18 protein-coding genes and 1 pseudogene are annotated in these 21,769 nt (G+C 72.8%); 10 read left to right on the top strand and 9 right to left on the bottom strand.

What is annotated here, in order from left to right:
* Window positions 1–28: 28 nt before the first annotated feature.
* From ACZ7GJ_RS05480 to ACZ7GJ_RS05470, 3 genes are all read left to right on the top strand, one after another.
* Window positions 29–2,965, top strand: a complete 2,937-nt coding sequence (locus ACZ7GJ_RS05480) for an FAD-binding and (Fe-S)-binding domain-containing protein (protein WP_470749706.1) — start codon at window positions 29–31, stop codon at window positions 2,963–2,965.
* A 101-nt stretch (window positions 2,966–3,066) separates the two neighbouring features.
* On the top strand, window positions 3,067–4,905 hold the full coding sequence (locus ACZ7GJ_RS05475; protein WP_470749704.1) for an ABC transporter transmembrane domain-containing protein: 1,839 nt from the start codon (window positions 3,067–3,069) through the stop codon (window positions 4,903–4,905).
* Window positions 4,902–6,683, top strand: coding sequence for an ABC transporter ATP-binding protein (locus ACZ7GJ_RS05470; protein WP_470749702.1), 1,782 nt, complete (start codon window positions 4,902–4,904; stop codon window positions 6,681–6,683). The genes ACZ7GJ_RS05475 and ACZ7GJ_RS05470 overlap by 4 nt, the downstream gene beginning before the upstream one ends.
* 65 nt (window positions 6,684–6,748) lie before the next feature.
* On the opposite strand, the gene ACZ7GJ_RS05465 is transcribed toward ACZ7GJ_RS05470, so the two are convergent.
* On the bottom strand, window positions 6,749–7,540 hold the full coding sequence (locus ACZ7GJ_RS05465; protein ID WP_470749700.1) for a metal-dependent hydrolase: 792 nt from the start codon (window positions 7,538–7,540) through the stop codon (window positions 6,749–6,751).
* 145 nt (window positions 7,541–7,685) lie between these two features.
* On the opposite strand from ACZ7GJ_RS05465, the gene ACZ7GJ_RS05460 reads away from it, so the two are divergent.
* The 3 genes from ACZ7GJ_RS05460 (at window position 7,686) to ACZ7GJ_RS05450 (ending at window position 11,624) form a co-directional block, all read left to right on the top strand.
* Window positions 7,686–10,208, top strand: coding sequence for a DEAD/DEAH box helicase (locus ACZ7GJ_RS05460; RefSeq protein WP_470749699.1), 2,523 nt, complete (start codon window positions 7,686–7,688; stop codon window positions 10,206–10,208).
* Window positions 10,209–10,269: 61 nt separating this feature from the next.
* Window positions 10,270–11,172: an acyl-CoA thioesterase gene (locus ACZ7GJ_RS05455; protein WP_470749697.1), complete on the top strand. Its 903-nt coding sequence runs from the start codon at window positions 10,270–10,272 to the stop codon at window positions 11,170–11,172.
* A 50-nt stretch (window positions 11,173–11,222) separates the two neighbouring features.
* Window positions 11,223–11,624, top strand: coding sequence for a YchJ family protein (locus ACZ7GJ_RS05450; RefSeq protein WP_470749695.1), 402 nt, complete (start codon window positions 11,223–11,225; stop codon window positions 11,622–11,624).
* Here the strand turns inward: ACZ7GJ_RS05450 and ACZ7GJ_RS05445 are convergent.
* Window positions 11,588–12,421, bottom strand: coding sequence for a DUF6397 family protein (locus tag ACZ7GJ_RS05445; RefSeq protein WP_470749693.1), 834 nt, complete (start codon window positions 12,419–12,421; stop codon window positions 11,588–11,590). The two genes, ACZ7GJ_RS05450 and ACZ7GJ_RS05445, sit on opposite strands and share 37 nt — an antisense overlap.
* A gap of 126 nt (window positions 12,422–12,547) precedes the next feature.
* Window positions 12,548–12,946 carry a roadblock/LC7 domain-containing protein gene (locus ACZ7GJ_RS05440; RefSeq protein WP_365916468.1) on the bottom strand — a complete coding sequence of 133 codons (399 nt, stop codon included), beginning with the start codon at window positions 12,944–12,946 and terminating at the stop codon, window positions 12,548–12,550.
* Between the two features lie 118 nt (window positions 12,947–13,064).
* Between ACZ7GJ_RS05440 and ACZ7GJ_RS05435 the strand changes: the two are divergent.
* Window positions 13,065–13,310: pseudogene (locus ACZ7GJ_RS05435) on the top strand (TIGR03618 family F420-dependent PPOX class oxidoreductase); the annotation flags it as partial.
* A 49-nt stretch (window positions 13,311–13,359) separates the two neighbouring features.
* On the opposite strand, the gene ACZ7GJ_RS05430 reads toward ACZ7GJ_RS05435, so the two are convergent.
* The 5 genes from ACZ7GJ_RS05430 to ACZ7GJ_RS05410 all read right to left on the bottom strand — a co-directional run bounded on the left by ACZ7GJ_RS05430 (window position 13,360) and on the right by ACZ7GJ_RS05410 (window position 18,429).
* Window positions 13,360–14,055, bottom strand: a complete 696-nt coding sequence (locus ACZ7GJ_RS05430; protein WP_470749691.1) for a GTP-binding protein — start codon at window positions 14,053–14,055, stop codon at window positions 13,360–13,362.
* Window positions 14,055–14,435, bottom strand: a complete 381-nt coding sequence (locus ACZ7GJ_RS05425) for a DUF742 domain-containing protein (protein WP_365916472.1) — start codon at window positions 14,433–14,435, stop codon at window positions 14,055–14,057. Before ACZ7GJ_RS05425 ends, ACZ7GJ_RS05430 begins: the two co-directional genes overlap by 1 nt.
* A gap of 14 nt (window positions 14,436–14,449) precedes the next feature.
* Window positions 14,450–14,893: a roadblock/LC7 domain-containing protein gene (locus ACZ7GJ_RS05420; protein WP_470749689.1), complete on the bottom strand. Its 444-nt coding sequence runs from the start codon at window positions 14,891–14,893 to the stop codon at window positions 14,450–14,452.
* Window positions 14,890–17,535: a sensor histidine kinase gene (locus ACZ7GJ_RS05415; RefSeq protein WP_470749687.1), complete on the bottom strand. Its 2,646-nt coding sequence runs from the start codon at window positions 17,533–17,535 to the stop codon at window positions 14,890–14,892. Before ACZ7GJ_RS05415 ends, ACZ7GJ_RS05420 begins: the two co-directional genes overlap by 4 nt.
* 99 nt (window positions 17,536–17,634) lie before the next feature.
* The gene (locus ACZ7GJ_RS05410) at window positions 17,635–18,429 is read right to left on the bottom strand and encodes an MHYT domain-containing protein (RefSeq protein WP_470749685.1); all 795 of its coding nucleotides are present in this window, start codon (window positions 18,427–18,429) and stop codon (window positions 17,635–17,637) included.
* A gap of 176 nt (window positions 18,430–18,605) precedes the next feature.
* Here ACZ7GJ_RS05410 and ACZ7GJ_RS05405 point away from each other — a divergent pair, with 176 nt between their 5' ends.
* Window positions 18,606–19,205, top strand: a complete 600-nt coding sequence (locus ACZ7GJ_RS05405) for a class I SAM-dependent methyltransferase (RefSeq protein WP_470749682.1) — start codon at window positions 18,606–18,608, stop codon at window positions 19,203–19,205.
* A gap of 88 nt (window positions 19,206–19,293) precedes the next feature.
* On the opposite strand, the gene ACZ7GJ_RS05400 is transcribed toward ACZ7GJ_RS05405, so the two are convergent.
* Complete coding sequence (locus ACZ7GJ_RS05400; protein WP_470749680.1) at window positions 19,294–20,208, bottom strand: oxygenase MpaB family protein; 915 nt, start codon at window positions 20,206–20,208, stop codon at window positions 19,294–19,296.
* 132 nt (window positions 20,209–20,340) lie between these two features.
* Here ACZ7GJ_RS05400 and ACZ7GJ_RS05395 point away from each other — a divergent pair, with 132 nt between their 5' ends.
* Together ACZ7GJ_RS05395 and ACZ7GJ_RS05390 are read left to right on the top strand one after the other, a co-directional pair.
* Entirely contained in the window at window positions 20,341–21,138 is a 798-nt protein-coding gene (locus ACZ7GJ_RS05395; RefSeq protein ID WP_470749678.1) for a hypothetical protein, read from the top strand.
* A gap of 57 nt (window positions 21,139–21,195) precedes the next feature.
* Window positions 21,196–21,645, top strand: coding sequence for an SAM-dependent methyltransferase (locus ACZ7GJ_RS05390; RefSeq protein WP_470750081.1), 450 nt, complete (start codon window positions 21,196–21,198; stop codon window positions 21,643–21,645).
* Window positions 21,646–21,769: the final 124 nt, after the last annotated feature.

The following is a 21,769-nucleotide window of genomic DNA, read 5'->3' as shown; positions in this document are numbered from 1 at the left end:
GCCGAACGAGTGAGGCGAGGGGTCGCACATGCCGCTGCTGGAACCGAAGCCGGGGGCCCTGCGCCCGCGCAGCATCAGCGGCCCCGCCCCCGACCGGGTGCCCGAGCGGCTGGCCTCCGGCACCCCCGAGCCGCTGCGCACCGAGCTGAGCGAGCTGCTGGGCGCGGAGAAGGTGCTGTGGAAGGTCTCCGACCTCGTCCGCTACGCCTCCGACGCCTCCCCGTACCGGTTCGTGCCGCAGGTCGTGGTGATCGCCGAGGACATCGACGACGTCTCGGCGGTCCTCTCGTACGCCCACGGCAGGCAGCGCGAGGTCGTCTTCCGCGCCGCCGGGACCTCGCTCAACGGCCAGGCGCAGGGCGAGGACATCCTGGTCGACGTACGCCGGCACTGGGCCGGCGTCGAAGTGCTGGAGGAGGGCCGGCGGGCTCGGATCCTGCCCGGCACCACCGTCCTGCGGGCCAATGCCGCACTCGCCCGGTACGGCCGCGTCCTCGGCCCCGACCCGGCCAGCGCCATCGCCTGCACGCTCGGCGGTGTCGTCGCCAACAACGCCTCCGGCATGACCGCCGGAACCACGCGCAACTCCTACCGGACGCTCTCCTCCCTCACCCTGGTGCTGCCCGGCGGCACCGTCGTGGACACGGCGGATCCGCTGGCCGACGAGGAGCTGGCGCGCGCCGAACCCGGGCTGTGCCGAGGGCTGATGGACATCAAGGGGGAGATCGAGGCCGATCCCGCGCTGGTGGCCCGGATCCGCGCCAAGTACGAGATCAAGAACACCACCGGCTACCGGCTGGACGCCTACCTCGACGGCAACACCCCCGTGGAGATCCTCCGCGGGCTGATGGTCGGTTCCGAGGGCACCCTCGGCTTCATCTCCGAGGTCGTCTTCGACACCCTTCCGCTGGACCGCGAACTCACCAGCGCACTGCTCTTCTTCCCCTCGCTGCCCGCCGCGGCCGCCGCCGTGCCCCTCTTCAACGAGGCGGGCGCCCTCGCCGTCGAGCTCATGGACGGCAACACCCTGCGCGCCTCCGTCAGCGTCGCGGGGGTGCCTGCCGACTGGGCCGGGCTCCCCAAGGACACCACCGCGCTGCTGGTGGAGTTCCGGGCCCCGGACGAGTCGGGCCGCGCCGCGTACGAGCGGCGCGCCGCCGAGGTGGTCGCCGGGCTGGAACTGGTCGCGCCCGTGGCCTCGGTGACCAACGCCTTCACCCGGGACGCGAAGACCATCGCCGGCTACTGGAAGGCCCGCAAGGCCTTCGTCACCGCCGTCGGCGGCGCCCGGGCCTCCGGAACCACCCTGATCACCGAGGACTTCGCGGTGCCCCCGTCCCGACTGGCCGAGGCCTGCGAGGCGCTCCTCGAACTCCAGGCGGAGCACGGTTTCGACGCGGCCGTCGCCGGGCATGCGGCCCACGGGAACCTGCACTTCCTGCTCGCCTTCGACGCCGCGAAACCCGGCGACGTCGAGCGCTACGCGGCCTTCATGGACGCCTTCTGCCGGCTCACCGTGGAGCGGTTCGACGGCTCCCTGAAGGCCGAGCACTCCACCGGCCGCAACATGGCGCCCTTCCTGGAGCTGGAGTGGGGCCCCGTGGCCACCGAGCTCATGTGGCGCACCAAGCGGGTCGTCGACCCGGACGGGGTGCTCGCCCCGCGGATCCTGCTCGACCGCGACCCGAAGGCGCACCTGCGCGGTCTGAAGACGATCCCGCAGGTCGAAGCCGTCGCCGACCCGTGCATCGAGTGCGGGTTCTGCGAACCGACCTGTCCCAGCGGGGACCTGACGACCACGCCGCGGCAGCGGATCGTGCTGCGCCGCGAGATGATGCGCCAGCAGCCCGGCTCCCCCGTGCTCGACGGCCTGCTCGACGCCTACGGCTACGACGCCGTGGACACCTGTGCGGGCGACTCCACCTGCAAGCTCGCCTGCCCGGTCGGCATCGACACGGGCGCGCTGATGAAGGACTTCCGCCACCGGCGGCACAGCCCGCGCGAGGAGCGCGCCGCCGAGCTGGCCGCGCGCCGGTTCCGTACCGTCGAGGCCGCCGCCCGGCTGGCCGTGGCCGCCGCCGACCAGATCACCGCCCGGCTCGGTGACCGGCTGCTGGAGGCCGTCACGGGGGCCGCGCGCAAGGCCGTACGACCGGACCTGGTTCCGGAGTGGCTGCCGCAGATCCCCGGCGCGGCGGCCCGCGGACTGCCCCCGACGCGGCGGGTGGGCGCCGCCGCCGTGTACTACCCGGCCTGCGTCAACCGGATCTTCGGCGGCCCGGAAGGGCAGCCCGGCCCCTCCCTGCCGGAGGCCGTGGTGGCGGTCTCCGAACGGGCCGGCAAACCCGTGTGGATCCCCATGGACGTCACCGGGACCTGCTGCGCGACGATCTGGCACTCCAAGGGGTACGACGCCGGGAACCGGGTGATGGCCAACCGGATCGTCGCCGCCGCCTGGGGCTGGACGGCGGGTGGGCGGCTGCCGCTCGTGGTGGACGCCTCGTCGTGCACGCTGGGCATCGCGCACGAGGTGGTCCCCTACCTGACCGACGACAACCGCGCGCTCCACGCGGAGCTGCGGATCGTCGACTCCGTCGTCTGGGCGGCGCAGGAGCTGCTGCCGCACCTGGAGATCCGGCGCACCATCGGCTCGGCCGTGCTCCACCCCACCTGCTCGATGCGGCACTTGGACGACGAGGAACACCTGCGGGCGGTGGCCGGGGCGTGCGCCGAGGAAGTGGTGGTGCCGCAGGACGCGGGCTGCTGCGCCTTCGCCGGCGACCGCGGCATGCTGCACCCCGAGCTGACCGCCTCCGCGACGGCCCGCGAAGCCGCGGAGGTGACGGCCCGGCAGTTCGACGCGCACCTGTCGGCGAACCGGATGTGCGAGGTCGGCATGGACCGGGCCACCGGGCGCAGCTACTACTCGGCGCTGCTCGAACTGGAGCGCGCCACCCGTCCCTGACGGCCCGGGAGCGCTCCGCGCCACGGAAAATCGATTGCCGGGCACCGGTCCGGAAGGCGAACCTTGCACGGTTTGGACCACTCGACCAGTCATGGGGCGTCATGCAGATCAGCGATCTTCCGTATCCGGACCCAGGGGTACCCGACGCTCGATCCGGTCCTCGCTTCCTCGTGTGGCTGGGCCGCAATCAACTCGGCGGGCAGGCCAAGAGCCTGTGCTGGGGGCTGCTGCACTTCTCCGGCATCGCCGGACTGCCGTACGCGCTGGGGCTGGGTGTCGACGCGGTCGTCGACCGCGATTCCACCCGGCTGCTGCTCGTCGGCGGCCTGCTCGTCCTGCTCGGCGTTGCCATCTCGCTCGGCGACTCCATGCTCCACCGCACCGCCGTCACCAACTGGATCACCGCCGCCGCGCGCGTGCAGCAGCTGCTCGCGCGCAAGACGGCCGAACTGGGCTCCGCACTGACCCGGCGGGTCGCCGCCGGCGAGGTGGTCGCGGTCTCCACCGGCGACGTGGAGAAGATCGGCTGGTTCGTCGAGGCGGTCTCCCGCTTCCTCGCCGCCGCCTTCGCCGTCGTCCTCGTCTGCGTGGGCCTGCTCTTCTACGCCCCCGCGCTCGGCGTGGTCGTGGCGATCGGGGTGCCCGTCGTGGCCCTGGCCGCGCTGCCGCTGCTGCCGCGCGCCACCAAGCGCGCGGACTTCCAGCGGGAGAAGGCGGGCAAGGCCACGGAGCTCGCCTCGGACACCGTCGCGGGCCTGCGGGTGCTGCGCGGGATCGGCGGCGAGGAGCTGTTCCTCGGCCGCTACCGCGAGGCCTCGCAGGAGGTCCGCAAGGCCGCGGTGCGCAGTGCCCGGATGTGGGCGCTGATCTCCGCGATCCAGGTGCTCCTGCCGGGTGCGCTGATGATCACGGTGGTCTGGTACGGCGCCACGCTGGTCGTGGACGGACGCATCGCGGTGGGTGAACTCGTCGCGGCGTTCAGCGCGGTGGCGACGCTGCTCTACCCGCTGCGGCACTTCGAGGAGATCGCGATGGCGTACTCCTTCTCCCGCCCCTCTGCGACCCGAGCCGCCCGGGTGCTGTCGCTGACGCGCACCGAACCCGATGCGGCGAAGCCGGATGCGGCGCCGGCGGAGGCGCCCGCTCCGGGCGGCGACCTGTACGACCCGGAGACGGGGCTGCTGGCCCCGGCGGGGCGGTTCACCGCCGTGGTGTGCGGGGACCCGGACCTGGCGGGCCGGCTCGCGGAACGGCTGGGCGGCCATCCCGTTCACGATGCGGCCGAAGCCGTCGGCGGCGCCCCGGTGCTGCTCAGCGGCGTCGCGCTGGACGAGCTCGCGCTGGACACCGCCCGCACGCTGGTCCTCGTACAGGACAAGGAACCGGTGCTGCTGTCCGGGACGCTGCACGAGCTGTTCGACGTACCCGCGTCCGGCGCGGTCGAGCCCGCCGCGGCCCTGGAGGCCGCCCAGTGCGGGGACGTACTGGACGCGCTGCTCCAGTCCGCCCCGGACGGGGTCGCGGACCCGATGGACGCGCGGATCACCGAGCGCGGCCGGTCGCTGTCCGGCGGGCAGCGCCAGCGGCTCGCGCTGGCCCGGTCCCTGGTCACCGACCCGGAGGTACTGGTGCTCGACGAGCCGACCTCGGCCGTCGACTCCCACACCGAGGCACGGATCGCGGACGGCATCGCCGCCCTGCGCGCCGGGCGCACGACGGTGGTACTGGCTTCCTCGCCGCTGCTGCTGGACCGGGCCGACCGCGTCGTCCTCATCCACGAGGGCGCCGCCGTGGCGACCGGCACGCACCGCGAACTGCTGCACGGCGAACCGCGCTACCGGGCGGTCGTCACGCGGGAGACGGACGAGGAACAGCGGCTGGCCCGGATGGAAGAAGCACTCACAGAGGAAGCACTCACAGAGATCGAGGAAACCGCATGATCGGCATCGCGCCGCCGGACTACGATCCGGCGGCCCCCGAGACGGCCGCGACCCTGCCCGTGGGCACGCCGGCGACCGTACGGGGCTATGTGCGCGGCCTGTTCCGCCGCCACCGGCGGGCCCTCCTGCTGCTGGTGACGGTCAACGCCGTCGCGGTGATCGCCTCCATGGTCGGCCCGTACCTGCTCGGACAGGTCGTGGACGAACTCGCGGCGGGGGCGCGCGAGCTCCATCTGGGACAGGTGGCGCTGCTGTTCTCGGCGGCGCTCGTCGTCCAGACGGTGTTCGTCCGCCAGGTCCGGCTGCGCGGGGCGATGCTCGGCGAGGAGATGCTGGCCGACCTGCGCGAGGACTTCCTCGTGCGCTCGGTCGGCCTGCCTCCGGGTGTGCTGGAGCGCGCCGGGACCGGAGACCTGCTGTCCCGGATCACCACCGACATCGACCGGCTGGCCAACGCCATGCGCGAGGCCGTGCCCCAGCTGGCCATCGGCGTGGTGTGGGTGGGGCTGCTCTTCGGGGCGCTCGCGGTGACCGCGCCGCCGCTGGCGCTGGCCGCGCTGGTGGCCCTGCCGGTCCTGGTGATCGGCTGCCGCTGGTACTTCAAGCGGGCGCCCTCTGCGTACCGCTCCGAGGCGGCCGGGTACGCGGCGGTCTCGGCGGTGCTCACCGAGACGGTGGACGCGGGCCGCACGATCGAGGCGCACCGGCTCGGCTCGCGCCGCATCGAGCTGTCGGAGCGGCGGATCAAGGAGTGGACGGCCTGGGAGCGGTACACGCTCTTCCTGCGGACCGTCCTCTTCCCCGTCATCAACGTCACCTTCGTGACGATCCTCGGCTCCGTGCTGATGATCGGCGGCTACTGCGTGCTGCACGGCTGGATGTCGGTCGGGCAGCTGACCACGGGCGCGCTGCTCGCGCAGATGATGGTCGACCCGATCGGGCTGATCCTGCGCTGGTACGACGAGCTGCAGGTCGCCCAGGTCTCCCTGGCCCGGCTGGTGGGCGTACGGGAGATCGAGCCGGACGCGGGAGACGCGAAGGTCGCGCCCGAGGGGCGGGACGTACGGGCGGACGAGGTCCGCTTCGGCTACCGGGAGGGCGTGGACGTCCTGCACCAGGTGTCGATGTCCGTGCCACCGGGCACCCGGATGGCTCTGGTCGGGCCCTCGGGCGCGGGCAAGTCCACTCTGGGGCGGCTGCTCGCGGGCATCTACGCGCCGCGGACCGGTGAGATCACCCTCGGCGGGGCGCGGCTGTCGCAGATGCCGGCGGAGCGGGTGCGCGAGCACGTGGCGCTGGTCAACCAGGAGCACCACGTGTTCGTGGGCTCCCTGCGGGACAACCTGCGGCTCGCCCGGACCGGTGCCGGCGACGGCGAACTGTGGGCGGCGCTGGGCGCGGTGGACGCGGACGGCTGGGCACGGGCGCTGGAGTCCGGTCTGGACACCGAGGTCGGCTCCGGCAGTACGGCGCTGACCCCGGCGCAGGCTCAGCAGATCGCGCTGGCCCGGCTGGTGCTGGCGGACCCGCACACGCTGGTCCTGGACGAGGCGACCTCGCTGCTGGACCCGCGTGCCGCCCGGCACTTGGAGCGCTCGCTGGCCCGGGTGCTGGACGGCCGTACGGTCATCGCGATCGCCCACCGGCTGCACACCGCGCACGACGCGGACGTGATCGCGGTGGTCGAGCGCGGCCGGATCAGCGAACTGGGCTCGCACGACGACCTCGTCGCGGCCGACGGCGCGTACGCGGCGCTGTGGCGGTCCTGGCACGGGTAGCGCCGTGACCGGCGGTGCGGACGGCCGCGCCGGCCCGGGTAACCGGGCCGGCGCGGCCGGCGGCACTAGATGAAACCGAGGGCGGCGGCGCCGCCCACTCCGCCCAGCAGCATGAAGACCGGCATCAGGACTTTGAGCTCGACCCAGCTGCCGGCGCGGAAGCGCATCATCTTCGGCGGGCCGATCGGGTACCAGCGCTTGCCGGCAATGGGCAGGGGCCACAGGATCGGGCAGCCGGAGACCGTCAGCGCGTCGCCGATGTCGTGGACCAGCGCGCCCAGCAGGATCGGCAGGCCGAGCCACAGGTACTCCTGGCCGGGGCCGGTGAACAGCCAGCCCGCCCCGTTCCCGGGCTGGTCGAGCACTCCGGCCAGTATCCAGGCGCTGGTGGCGCCGAGGAGCCAGACCAGAACGTCGCTGGACATCCGGGCGGCCTTCCACAGGAGGCCTTCGACGGCGAGGACCAGGTGGACGAAGAGCAGCGCGAGCACGCCCCAGCGGTCGGCCGTGACGGCGAGGGCGGAGGAACCGGCGCCGATCAGGACGGCCCAGAGCCAGGTGTGGGTCAGGGTGCGGTGGCCGCCGGTGCGGCGGGCGTCGCGCGGGGCCCGGGTGGCTTTGTAGACCGAGTAGGAGATCTTGTCGACCACCTCGCACAGGCCCCTGGAGAGCGGGCCGAAGGCGCGCGAGATCGTCGCCGACTTGTGGTCGAGGTCCGGGGCGAGAGCCGCGCCGGCGCAGATCAGTGCGCCGACGACGAGAACGGGCCACGGCATCGGGTGGCCGGCTGCCGCTGCCGCCGCGCCGACCCCCAGCCAGGCCGCTGCCCCGGACAGTGAGTGCGCGGGACCCATCATGGTCGTTCCCCACCCCGGTCGTGTGCTGGTCGGGCCCTGTTGACGGTGTCGGTCGGGCCGCATCGACGGCACAGCGTACCGTCGATGATCTTCCTTCCGGCCGCCGGTTCCCGCATCCGGGGGGAAGCCAGGCAAGATGGGGGGTGTGACCCTCATTGATCAGCTCCCGCCGAACGCCGACCCCGACGCCCTCTTCGAGGCTTTCTCCTCGTGGGCGGAGGAACAGGGCATCACCCTGTACCCGGCTCAGGAGGAGGCGCTGATCGAGGTCGTCTCCGGGGCGAACGTGATCCTTTCCACTCCGACCGGCTCCGGCAAGAGCCTGGTCGCGGCGGGGGCGCACTTCACCGCCCTGGCCCAGGACAAGGTCACCTTCTACACCGCCCCGATCAAGGCGCTCGTGTCGGAGAAGTTCTTCGACCTGTGCAAGCTCTTCGGCACCGAGAACGTCGGCATGCTGACCGGCGACGCCTCCGTGAACGCAGATGCCCCGGTGATCTGCTGCACCGCGGAGGTGCTGGCCTCCATCGCCCTGCGCGACGGCAAGTACGCCGACATCGGCCAGGTCGTGATGGACGAGTTCCACTTCTACGCGGAACCGGACCGCGGGTGGGCCTGGCAGATCCCGCTGCTGGAACTGCCGCAGGCGCAGTTCATCCTGATGTCGGCGACCCTCGGCGACATGAAGCGGTTCGAGGAGGACCTGACCCGGCGCACCGGCCGGCCGACCTCCGTGGTCCGCTCCGCGACCCGGCCCGTCCCGCTGTCGTACGAGTACGTCACGACGCCGATCACCGACACCATCACCGAGCTGCTGGAGACCCGGCAGGCGCCGGTCTACATCGTGCACTTCACGCAGGCCCAGGCGGTCGAGCGGGCGCAGTCGCTCATGAGCATCAACATGTGCACCCGCGAGGAGAAGGACAAGATCGCCGATCTGATCGGCAATTTCCGCTTCACCACCAAGTTCGGCCAGAACCTCTCCCGCTACGTCCGCCACGGCATCGGCGTGCACCACGCGGGCATGCTGCCCAAGTACCGGCGCCTGGTGGAGAAGCTGGCCCAGGCGGGCCTGCTGAAGGTCATCTGCGGTACGGACACCCTCGGCGTCGGCGTCAACGTCCCGATCCGCACCGTGCTGTTCACCGCGCTCACCAAGTACGACGGCAACCGGGTCCGCACCCTGCGCGCCCGCGAGTTCCACCAGATCGCCGGCCGCGCCGGCCGGGCCGGCTTCGACACGGCGGGCTATGTGGTGGCCCAGGCGCCCGAGCACGTCATCGAGAACGAGAAGGCCCTGGCGAAGGCGGGCGACGACCCGAAGAAGCGCCGCAAGGTGGTCCGCAAGAAGGCTCCCGAGGGTTTCGTGGCCTGGTCGGACACCACCTTCGAGAAGCTCATCGCCGCCGACCCGGAGGCGCTGACCTCGCGCTTCAAGGTCACCAACATCATGCTCCTGTCGGTCATCGCCCGGCCGGGCGACGCCTTCAAGGCCATGCGCCACCTCCTTGAGGACAACCACGAGCCGCGCAAGGCCCAGCTGCGGCACATCCGCCGGGCCATCGCCATCTACCGCTCCCTGCTGGACGGCGGCGTGGTGGAGAAGCTCGACACCCCCGACGCCGAGGGCCGCACCATCCGGCTGACCGTCGACCTCCAGCAGGACTTCGCGCTCAACCAGCCGCTGTCCACCTTCGCGCTGGCCTCCTTCGACCTGCTGGACCCCGAGTCCCCCTCCTACGCGCTGGACATGGTCTCGGTCGTCGAGTCCACGCTGGACGACCCGCGCCAGATCCTCGCCGCCCAGCAGAACAAGGAACGCGGCATGGCCGTGGGCGCGATGAAGGCCGACGGGATCGAGTACGAGGAGCGGATGGAGCGGCTCCAGGAGGTCACCTATCCCAAGCCCCTCGAAGAGCTGCTCTTCCACGCCTATGACGTGTACGCCAAGAGCCACCCGTGGGTGCGCGACCACCCGGTCTCCCCGAAGTCGATCATCCGCGACATGTACGAACGCGCGATGACCTTCACCGAGTTCACCTCCTACTACGAGCTCGCCCGCACCGAGGGCATCGTGCTGCGCTATCTGGCGAGCGCGTTCAAGGCGCTGGACCACACCATCCCCGACGACCTGAAGTCCGAGGACCTCCAGGACCTCATCGCCTGGCTGGGCGAGCTGGTCCGCCAGGTCGACTCCAGCCTGCTCGACGAGTGGGAGCAGCTGGCGAACCCGGAGGTGGAGACGGCGGAGCAGGCCCAGGAGAAGGCCGACCAGGTCAAGCCGGTCACCGCGAACTCCCGCGCCTTCCGCGTCCTCGTCCGCAACGCGATGTTCCGTCGGGTGGAGCTTGCCGCGCTGGACCACGTCAACGTGCTGGGCGAACTCGACGCCGAGTCCGGCTGGGACGCCGACGCCTGGGGCGATGCCATGGACGGGTACTGGGACGAGTACGACGACCTGGGCACCGGTCCCGACGCCCGCGGCCCCAAGCTCCTCCAGATCGAGGAGGACCCGGCGCACGGCCTGTGGCGCGTCCGCCAGACCTTCGCCGACCCCAACGGCGACCATGGCTGGGGCATCAGCGCCGAGGTCGACCTCGCGGCCTCCGACGAGGAGGGCCGCGCGGTCATCAGGGTCACTTCGGTCGGCGAGCTCGGCCAGCTCTGACAGTCCCCCGCAAACGACCGGTGCCACCGCGGCCGCCGGACCCGACAGTGGAGAACCTCTGATGACGAACCCCGCCGAGAGACTTGTCGATCTGCTCGACCTGGAGCAGATCGAGGTCAACATCTTCCGGGGCGCGAGCCCCCAGGAGTCACTCCAGCGCGTGTTCGGCGGGCAGGTCGCCGGACAGGCCCTGGTCGCCGCCGGCCGCACCACCGAGAGCAACCGGCCGGTCCACTCCCTGCACGCGTACTTCCTGCGCCCCGGTATCCCCGGCGTGCCGATCGTGTACCAGGTGGAGCGGGTGCGCGACGGGCGCTCCTTCACCACGCGCCGGGTCACCGCGGTCCAGCAGGGCAAGACCATCTTCAATCTGACCGCCTCCTTCCATCACCCCGAACAGGGCAGCATCGAGCACCAGCTGCCTCCCCGCCTCGACTTCCCGCACCCGGACACGCTCCCGAAGGTCGCGGACGAGATCCGCGAGCACCTGGGCGCGCTGCCGGAGGCGCTGGAGCGGATGGCCCGCCGCCAGCCCTTCGACATCCGGTACGTGGACCGGCTCCGCTGGACTCCCGAGGAGCTCAAGGACGCCGATCCCCGCAGCGCGGTGTGGATGCGCGCGGTCGGCCCGCTGGGCGACGACCCGCTCGTGCACACCTGCGCCCTCACCTACGCCAGTGACATGACCCTCCTCGATGCGGTGCGCATCCCCGAGGAACCCCTGTGGGGCATGCGCGGCTTCGACATGGCCTCGCTCGACCACGCCATGTGGTTCCACCGCCCGTTCCGGGCGGACGAGTGGTTCCTGTACGACCAGGAGTCCCCCATCGCGCACGGCGGCCGGGGTCTGGCCCGTGGCCGTATCTACGACCTGGAGGGCAGGCTGCTGGTCTCCGTCGTCCAGGAAGGCCTCTTCCGCCCGTATCCGGCGGACGCGGCCAAGCCGGCCGTGTCGCCGCAGTAGTTTCCGCCCTCCTTCCGCACCGTCCCCACCCCGAAGAGCTGAGCCCACCCATGCCCACCCCGGCCATCCCCTGCCCCTGCGGCCTGCCCGCCGCCTACCCGGAGTGCTGCGGCCGCTTCCACTCCGGTGAACGGCAGGCGCCCACCGCCGAGTTGTTGATGCGCTCCCGGTTCAGCGCCTTCGCGGTGGGCGACACCGCCTACCTGCTGCGCTCCTGGCACCCCTCCACCCGCCCCGACGGGCTCGACCTCGACCCCGGGCAGCGCTGGGAGCGGCTGGAGATCCTGGCCACCGAGCGCGGCGGAATGTTCGAGACGCAGGGGTCGGTGGAGTTCCGGGCGCACTACCGGGAGGGCCGGCACACCGGTTCACTGCACGAGCACAGCAGCTTCTCGCGCGAGGGCGGGGCCTGGGTCTACGTCGGCCCCCTGTCCCCCGTCGACTTCGACTGACCGCGGGACCCGGTCAGGGCGAAGTCCAGGCTGGTGCGGTACCAGTGGATCTCGTCGGCCGCGTCCGCACGCAACAGCCGGGCCGCCACGGCCGCGGCGGCCGGGACCTGAGGGTGCCCGTAGGGCGGGGGCGGGGCGAGGGCGCCGAGTACGATCCGCTCCGCCGGGTCGGGCACCGCCTCGCGCACCTCCGCCTCCGGGAGCACGGAGGCCAGTACGCCCGCCCGCTCCCAGGGGTCGGTGGCCCGTCTCAGCAGGAGCCCCACATGCCTCTCGCGCCACTTCCGCGGGCGCAGATCCGCCTTGGCCGCCATCAGCTCCCGGTCCGCCGGCGGGGCGCTCCCTCGCAGCATCCCCGGCTCCCGGGCCGCGAAGTCCCGTAGCTCCGCGGTCAGGTAGAGCCAGACCACGGCCCGGTAGCGGTTGATCCGGTACCCGACCGGGGTGAGGTGTCCGCAGCGCGCGAGCCGGGTGAACCGGCTGGGCCCGACCCCCATCACGCCGGCCGAGGCCTGCGCCCCGGCCGCCGTCTCCACTCGCCGGCGCAAGGCGTCGGGGCAGCCCCCCGCCGCGCGGACCCGGTCGAGCTCGCCCCGAGTGAAGCGCGCGGCCCCGCCCGGGGCCGGCGGCCCGGCCCGTACGATGCCCAGCTGGACGGCGCGCGCGAACTCGCTCCGGCTCAACCCCAGCGCCCCCGCGGCCTGTACGCCGCCCATCACCACATCCGCGTCCACGTCCGCGGCCGTCCCCGCGGCCACGGCGATCCGGTCGCGCGCCACGGTGTCCATCGATGTCATCACGGTCCTCCCCACGAGCAGTGATTACTCTGCGTGAAGACCGTAACTCGGCGCGACGACATCGCGCGAGGCCTGTGGATAACTCAGAAAAGGCCAGGTCGATCAGCCAGTCGATCAACCAGTCGATCAGCCGCCGGTGATCCGCCGCTCCGCGACGCCCAGGTGCTCCCCGACCCGGTTGACCAGCAGCGTCATCTCGTACGCGACCTGACCGATGTCGGCCTCGGCGGCGCTCAGCACGCACAGGCAACTGCCAGCGCCCGCCGCCATGACGAAGAGGACCCCCTCGTCGTACTCGACCATGGTCTGACGCACCTCACCGGCCCGAAAGTGCCGCCCCGACCCCTTCGCCAGGCTCTGCAGCCCGGCGGCGACGGCCGCCAGGTGCTCAGCATCCTCCCGGGCCAGCCCTGCGCTCGCGCCCGTCACCAGGCCGTCGTTGGAGAGCACCACCGCGTGCCGCACCTGCTGGACGCGCCGTGTCAGGTCGTCCAACAGCCAGTCCAGCTGCTTGTCCAGTGCCATTTCAAGCCCCTCCCCGTTGACGCGGCCGACACGGCCGCGCCCCACCCCGCGTAGTTGTGGCGCAAGCCTTCCCCACCAGCGGCTTTCCGGCAAGGAGGAGGGGGCCACGGCGAAGAAGATGACTCAAGAGGAATGGCGGGCATTCGTCTCCCATTCCACCCGTACCGGCAGGCCGGCCACCGTCCGCTAGGACGGAAGCCCGCACATCGCTCCGATCTGGTTCGTTCTCGACGGCGATTCCTTCGTCTTCAACACCGGCAGGAACACCGTCAAGGGGCGCAATCCGGCCCGGGACGGCCGCGTCACGCTCTGCGTGGACGACGACCGGCCGCCCTTCTCCTACGTCGTCCTGCAGGGCCGCGCCGAGAACGGGGGGCACGCCGACTGACCCCGACGGTCCGCCGCAGGCCCGTTCACACGGAATCGGCCTGCGGCTCGACCGAGTCCAGCAAGCGCGCGGTGTGCACCCGCCCGGCGTACTCGACCAGCCTGATCAGCACTTCCTTCCCCGAGTCCTTGTCCCTCGCGTCACACAGCACCACCGGTGTCCCCTGGTCCAGGTCCAGCGCCCGCGACACCTCGTGCGCCCCGTACCGCCTGGCGTCCGTGAAGCAGTTGACGGCGACCACGAAGGGGATGCGCCGGTGCTCGAAGTAGTCCACCGCCGGAAAGCAGTCCTCCAGCCGCCGCGTGTCGGCGAGCACCACCGCCCCCAGCGCACCCTGCGACAGCTCGTCCCACAGGAACCAGAACCGATCCTGCCCCGGTGTCCCGAACAGGTACAGCGACAGCCCGGAGCGGATCGTGATCCTGCCGAAGTCCATGGCCACGGTCGTCGTCGTCTTCTGGTCTACCCCTCCCGTGTCGTCGACCAGCTCCCCGGCCTCACTGAGCACCTCCTCGGTCCGCAGCGGCCGGATCTCGCTGACCGCGCCGACCAGGGTGGTCTTGCCGACCCCGAATCCGCCCGCCACGAGTATCTTCAGCGCGAGCGCGGCCAGTTCGCCGTCACCTTCGCCGTCCGCGCCCGGGTCCAGATCCAGATCCAGGTCCGGGTTGGACTTCGGGTCAGGGGCCCGGCCTGCGGATCCGTTGTCGTGCAGTCCCATCACAGCGCTCGCAATCCCTCGATGACTTCACGCAGAATCCGCTCGTCCGGCAGCTGCGCCGGCGGCACAGGCCGGCTGACCTTGACGTGCCCGGCCTCCAGCAGGTCCCCGAGCAGCACCCGCACCACGCCCACCGGCAGGTCCGCGTCCGCCGCGAGCTCCGCCACCGACTGGGTCTCGTCGCGGCAGAGCCCGAGCAGCGCACGGTGCTCCGGCCCGAGCAGCGCCTCGGCCGCCGCGTCCGTCCCGTCCGGGTCCATCACGACCAGCGCGATCAGGTCGAAGCGGACGCCGTGGGGCCCGGGCCTCGTACGCCCGCCGGTCATGGCGTACGGACGGACGAGCGGACCCGCGTCGGCGTCGTACCACTGGCCGTTCATATGCCGGACCGCCCTCAGCCGGCGGACGGCGGGCGCGCCGCGAACCGGGGCGGGGTGTACAGGTGCTCCCCCACCCGCTTCACCAGCCGGGCCATCTCGTACGCGATCAGCCCGATGTCGGCCGTGGCATCGCTGAGCACGGCCAGGCAGGAGCCGTCGCCCGCCGCCGCGACGAAGAGGAACCCCTCGTCCATCTCCACCATGGTCTGGCGCACGCCCCCAGCGCGGAAGTGCCGGCCCGCGCCCTTGGCCAGGCTGTGGAAACCGGAGGCGACCGCCGCCAGGTGCTCGGCGTCCTCCCTGCTCAGCGCGCTGGAGGCGCCGACCGCCAGGCCGTCGTTGGACAGGACGACGGCGTGCCGGACCTCGCGGACCCGGACCACCAAGTCGTCGAGCAGCCAGTCCAGTTCACCGGATCTGCGGACGCCTTCGAGGTCGATTCTCTGGTGTTCGATCATCGCCGTTCTCCTTCGTCTTCGCCTTCGCTGCGTACGTTCGGGGAGTTCTCCTGAGCGCCGCGCGCCCAGCCGGCCCGGTACGCCGCCATCCGCTCCCGCGCCTGTTCGGGACTGCGCCCCGGCGGGTCCTCCGCGAGCCGCGCGCCGGCCGGGGCCTTCGGGGCGGGGGCCTCGCGCAGCTGCGGGACGAGGCTGGCCTGGCGCACCCGGCGCGGGAGTTCGGTCACCGAAGCCGAAGCCGGTGCCGGGCCTGAGCCGGAGACCGCCGCCCCGGCCGGTACGGGTGCGACCGCGGGCGTACGGGTCACCGTGCCCCCGGGGCCGCGCGGCCGGAGCGACGCCACCGGGGCGGGGCGCGGTTCCTCCCGTACGGGGGCGCGCCCGGGGACCGGGATCCCGCGCGCGTCCTCCCGTACCGCCGAGACGCGCACGTCCTCCCGTACCAGGCTCATGGCCGGCTGCTGCTCCGGCTCCGCGGCCTCCCCGGCCTCCGCGGTGGCCGCGGCCGCCGGGTCCACGCCGACGGCACCGGCGCCGGCCGTGAGCGCGCCCTGGAGCAGGGAGTGCGGCAGGAGCACCACGGCGGTGGTGCCGCCGTACGGCGACGTACGCAGGTGCACCTTCACTCCGTGGCGGGCGGAGAGGCGGCTGACCACGAACAGCCCGAGGCGGTCGCTGTCGAAGAGGTCCAGCGCCTCGGACTGCTCGATGCGCCGGTTCGCCTCGCCCAGGGACTCGCGGCCCATGCCGAGGCCGCGGTCCTCGACCTCCAGGACGTAGCCGGCCCCGACGGGCTCGCCGCTGACCCGGACCTTGGTGTGGGGCGGGGAGAACTGGGTGGCGTTCTCGATGAGTTCGGCGAGCAGGTGGGTGAGGTCGGCGACCGCACCGCCGACCACGGCGGCCTCGGCGAGCTGGCGGACCTCGACGCGCGGGTAGTCCTCGATCTCCGAGACGGCGGCCCGTACGACATTGGTCAACGGGATCGGCATGCGCCAGGCGCGCCCCGGGGCGGCGCCCGACAGGATGATCAGACTTTCAGCGTGTCGCCGCATCCGGGTGGTGAGGTGGTCGAGGCGGAAGAGGTCCCCGAGTTCGCCCGGGTCGTCCGCCCGCCGCTCCATGGAGTCGAGCAGGGTGAGCTGCTTGTGCACCAGCACCTGGCTGCGCCGGGCGAGGTTCACGAAGACGCCGCTGACCCCGCCGGCGAGTTCCGCACGCTCGACGGCGGCGCTGAGGGCGGCCCGGTGGACGGTGGCCAAGGCCTCGCCGACCTGGGTGATCTCGTCCTCGGCGACCGGACCGGGCGGGGTCTCGGCGTCGACGTCGATGTCCTGGCCGGCCCGCAGCCTGTCCATGGCCTGCGGGAGTTTGCGGTGCGCGATCTCCAGGGCGGTGTTGCGCAGCGAGACCAGCTCCACGACCAGGGCCCGCCCGATCCGCACCGAGATGACGAGCGAGGCCGCTACGGCCGCGAGCCCGAGCAGCACGGCGGCTCCCGCCGGGCTGAGCGCGCCTTCGGCGAACGGCTCCGAGCGGTCCGCGGCCGCGGCGTGCGCGGCCGCCTCGATCTCCCGCATCGAGCCGGCGACCCCGCCGTACGCGGCCTCCCAGCCGGCGGGCGCGCCCTGGGCGTCCCGGCCGGTCCCAGCAGCCAGGGCCCGGTCCTCGGCCGCGGCGAGATCGGCGTAGGCGGCGGACTTGACGACGGCTTCCCAGGCGGCCTGCTGCGCACCGGGCAGGTCCCGGGCCGCGGTGTCGGTGAGCGCGCGGCGCGTCTCGATCGCCCCGGTCAGGCGGCGAAGCGTTTCGGCACTGCGCTGCCCCGGTACGGCGAGCAGCGCGTCCTCACGGGACAGTTGCTCCCCGGCCCGCCCGAACTCCAGCAGGACCCGGGCATCGGGGCCGAGTTCCGCGTCCCGGCCGCCGCCGGAGAGGGCGCTGGAGACGGCGAGGGCGGAGTCGATCACGCTGGTGTACGTGTCATAGGCGACGTCGGCGGTGACCCGGCGGTTCGCGATCTCCTTGCGGGCGGGGCCGAGCTCCTCCGCGGCGGCGACGAAGCCGCGCAGCCGGGTGACGAGGTCGGAGGTGTGGTCGCCGGTGTCGGCCACGGTGTTGCGGTCGCCGAGGCGCAGCGGCTGGACGGCGGTGTCCGTGCGGCGCGCCTGCTGCTCCAGGGCGGCGGCGGACTGGGCGACCGCCTGGTCGGTCGGGGCGCCGGGTGCACCGGAGGCGTCGGCCAGCAGCCGGACGGCGGCGCGCCGTTCGGCCTGGAGCTCGGCGACCGCGGCGGCGACGGGGGTGCGTATCTGCGCGTCGACCTGCTGGACGCGGTCGAGGCGGGCAATGTCCTGGGCGGTGCTGACGGTGGCGAAGGCCCAGAGGGCGAGCAGGGAGACCACCGGCACCATCAGCAGCGAGACGATCTTCGCGCGGACGGTGCCGGGACGCAGCCGCAGCCGGGGGCCGGCATCCGGCGCGGGGGCCGGGCCGCCGCCCGGGCGGATCGGCCCGTGGTCCGCCGGCTCCTCGGCGGGTGGTCCGGCGTGGGCCCGGCGGCCAGTCCCCTTACCGGGACCGCCCGCGTGCGCGGGCAGCCGCGGCGCCGCTGCTTCCGGTTTTGTGCGGGGTGTGCGCATGGGCTCCTCGTTCCGGGGCGGTACGGGCGTTGTGCGGGTGCGGGTGCGGGTGCGGGTGGGGGTGCGGATGGGCGTGGATCCGGAGGTGACCCGGCGGCCTCAGTGGGCCGGCGACGGGTGCTCCCCCAGGTGCTGTGCGGCGGAGGCTGAGGCGGACGCGGACGCGGCCCGCTCGTCGGCGGTCGGGGAGAGCGCCACGAAGGCGGAGGTGAGGAAGAGGTAGGAGCCGAGTCCGACGGCCAGGGGGAAGATGAACTGCATGGCCGTGGCGCCGGGCAGGGCCTCGTCCGACGGCGTGACGTGCACGGAGACGGCGAGCATTCCGGTGTAGTGCATGCTGCTGACGGCCGCGCCCATGACGAGCGAGGCCACGGCGACGGCCACCGGCGACTTGATGTTGAGGGCGGCCCACAGTGCCGCGGTGGCGGCGACGACGGCGATGGCCACCGAGAGCCCGACCGTCAGCGGGGCGTAGGAGATGCCGCCGTGCAGCCGCAGGGCGGCCATGCCGAGGTAGTGCATGCTGGCGACGCCGAGTCCCGTGGTGAGTCCGCCGAGGACGAGGGCGCGTCCGCGGTCCTTGCCGTATCCGACGGCGAAGACGCCTGCGCCGACGACGATCATGGCGACCAGGAGGCTGAGGATGGTCAACGGCACGTTGTAGTGGATCTCGGTGCCTGTGACGTGGAAGCCGAGCATGGCGACGAAGTGCATCGTCCAGATGCCGGTGCCGATGGCGGAGGCAGCGGTGATGAGCCAGTTGCGGCGGGAGGGTCCGGTCGCGGCGAGCGCGCGGACGGTGCAGCGCAGCCCGAGGGCAGCGCCTATCGATGCCATCACGTATGACAGCACGGGGGTAAGCCAGCCATAGGCGGCGTGGTCCAGGTGTCCCATGGCCACCGGACGCTAGTCCGGGTGAGGGTGCGAACAAGGGGCGCATTCCGAAAGCCGCTGGAACTGCTGGAATATGACAGAGATACGTTCATCTTCGATCACGCCGCGTGCCACCTTGCACACGCTGCGCAGGGCGCCCATGCCGCGCACGGCGCGTCGTGGGGGATTATGGGCGCATGAGCGAAGACCACACGCACGTACAGGAGTTCTTCGGGGCGCGCGCGGCCGGCTGGGACCGCAAGTTCCCCGGGGACGGGCCCGCCTTCGCGACCGCCGTGGCCGAGTTCGGGCTCCGGCCCGGTGACCGGGTGCTCGACGCGGGCTGCGGCACCGGCCGGGCGCTGATCCCGCTGCGGGCGGCGGTCGGCCCGTCGGGGACCGTGCTCGGCGCCGACCTCACCCCGCAGATGCTGACCGCCGCGCAGGAGGCCGGCCGGGCGGCGGAGGGGACGCTGCTGCTCGCGGACGCGGCCCGGCTGCCGCTGCGCGACGCGGTGCTGGACGCGGTGTTCGCGGCGGGGCTCATCGCCCACCTGCCCGATCCGGCGTCGAACCTGCGCGAGCTCGCCCGCGTCGTCCGCCCCGGCGGCCGGCTCGCACTGTTCCACCCGATCGGGCGAGCGGCCCTCGCCGCGCGCCACGGCCGCGAGCTGACCGCGGACGACATGCGGGCCGAGCACAACCTCGGCCCGCTGCTCGCCGGTTCGGGCTGGCGGCTTACCTCGTACGCCGACGAGGACACCCGCTTCCTGGCACTCGCGGTCCGAAGCACCTGAACGACCTGAGAGACCCGAAAGACCTGAGGGACCCGAAAGGCGTTTGTACGTCGGCCCCTTGCCCGGGGGTCCTCGGAGGCGATCCGGATCAGGTCGGAGGTTGAGCCTCCGCTCCGGCCGGTCGGCGCGGATGGGGCACGGGGCACCCGCCCGAGCCGGGCACCGGGAAAGTGCCGAGCTCGCCCACGTCGTAGCCATGGGGGTAGCCCTTGATCTCCGGGTTCTGGCGGGCGTAGTGCGGAGCCCTGCGCGGCGGCAGCAGGCGGACGGCGCGGCCGCGCAGCCGCAGGGCTCCCCGGACCAGCCGCTGGACGCCGGGGCGCGGGGCCTCGTAGCGGAAGGCGTGCAGCAGCGGCTCGTCGAGCAGGGCGAGGCTGCCGCGGCGCACGGCCGGTGCCAGCGGCGCCGGGTACCAGGAGGCCATCAGGTCGAGGGTGGCGTCGGCGACGGCGCGGCCGCCCGCGTCCCAGCCGAAGTGGGCCTCCTCGTAGGCGTCGAGGGTGGCCTCGAACTCCTCGTAGGAGCCCGGGATGTCCGTGATGCCCAGGTGTCGGCCGAGGGTGGCGTAGTAGTTCGCGGAAGCCCGTCGCTCGTGGCCGGTCAGCGGGCGCCAGCCGTAGGCGTCCAGCCAGCGCGCGGGAATCACCACGAAGGTGGACAGGACGTAGCGCATGTCCTCGTTGCCGATGTCGTAGCTGCGGTGCATCTGGTTGACGCGGCGGATGGCGGTGCGCGCGGTGTCGGACTCGAAGCCGTGCTCCACGATCGCGTCGAGGAGCAGGGCCGTGTCGTCGTAGCGCTTCTGCGAGCGGTCGGTGAACTCGGCGGTCTCGGCGAGCAGGCTGCCGATGCTGGGGACGGCGTAGGTCCGGAAGAGGGCTAGTTCCAGGGCGCGGGTGAAGTCCCATGGGAACTCGTAGGTGGCGGTGAGCCGGTAGATGGAGAGGAAGTCCTTGTCGGGGTCGAGACGGAGGATCTCCCTCAGCCGGTCGTAACGCTGCACCGGTGTCCCTTTCTGTGGCGGGCTCCCAACTCTACGTGCAGGTAGCAGGCTTGGAAATCGCTGCCCGCCAGCTCTCGACGTGCGGGTTACCGGCTGGTTAGGGTGCGCCGACGAGAGAGACCGGGAGGCCACGTGTCCGACGACGAGGACGGCGGGTCGCTGTACGTGCTGACCGCCGTGCTGCTGACCCCCGCGCAGTTCCCCAGCATCCTGGGTGATGACTTTCCGGAGGCGTGCTCGCTTCTGGGTGTGCCTGCGGCGCCGGACGGCTACGGGCTGGTGCTCGGGCAGGACGAGGAGGGCGCGCGCTGGACCGTCGTCGTGGACGACGTCTCGCTCGTGGCCATGGCGATCGCCTCGTGGGACTGCGGCATGGACTACGACCTGTCCCCCGACGAGCAGAGCATCGTGGTCTCCCTGGCGGGCTGGCCCCTGGAGCTGGCGGTGGCGACGGCGGGCATCCCCGAGCCGCACGATCCCGAGCAGGGCGCGGACGGCACCGGCCGGGTGCCGCTGGCGCCGCCCTCGGCGGAGTCCTGGGGTCCGGTGCAGCGGCGGATGGGCGCGGACCAGATCGCCCGGGAGTGGGCGGACTGGAGCGAACGCGCACCCGAGGACGGGGGTGCGGCGGCCGCCGCGCATCCGGGGCTGGCCCGGGCGCTCAAGGAGGCCTTCGCGTACACGCAGAGCCCCCCGCCGCCGGGGCGGGTGCGGTCCTCGTTCGCGGGCGAGGAGGCGCGCACGCTGCGCGTGGACGGGCCCGGCTGGTCGCTGGTGGCCCGCACCGCGGGCGCGGCCTTCGTGCTGCTGGACGAGGAGCCGGGCGAAGTGCTCCAGGTCCCCCAGGAGGGGGCCCCTGAACTGCCGGAACTGCCGGAACTGGCCGAGCTGCTGGCGGCGCTGGACCGGGTCGCGGTGCGGCCGGTCTGAAGATACGCGTACGCGCGGTGCGCACGCGGGAACACGAACGAGGGGGAAGCCGTGCTGATGGAACCGGTGGGCGTGGTCGTGGGTGGCCGCGCAGAGGCCGTGGACGACGACTGGGGTCGGGAGACCGCGGTGATCCGCCTGGACGGCGAGCGGTTCGGCCCGGAAGCGCTGTACGGGCTGGCCGACTTCTCGCACGTCGAGGTGGTCTACCACTTCGACCGGGTGCCGGTGGAGAAGATCGAGACGGGCGCCAGGCACCCCCGCGGCAACCAGGACTGGCCGCTGGTCGGCATCTTCGCCCAGCGCGGCAAGAACCGGCCGAACCGGCTGGGCGTCTCGCGCTGCCGGATCCTGAAGGTGGACGGTCTGGAGGTCCACGTGGAGGGTCTGGACGCGGTGGACGGCACGCCGGTGCTCGACCTCAAGCCGTACATGACCGAGTTCGGCCCCCGCGGCGAACTGCACCAGCCGCAGTGGTCCACGGAGCTGATGCGGGACTACTACTGACATCAGGACCACTGCCGAAGTCCGGTCTCCGCCACGCCCGGGGGGGGGGGGGGGGGGGGGGGAAGGGGGGGGGGGGGGGGGGGGGGGGGGGGGGGGGGGGGGGGGGTGCGTGGGGGGGGTGGGG

Source organism: Streptomyces sp. NPDC037242 (assembly GCF_055604165.1).
Note: the sequence above shows the minus strand (reverse complement) of the source record. Positions and strands in the feature narration are given on the sequence as shown.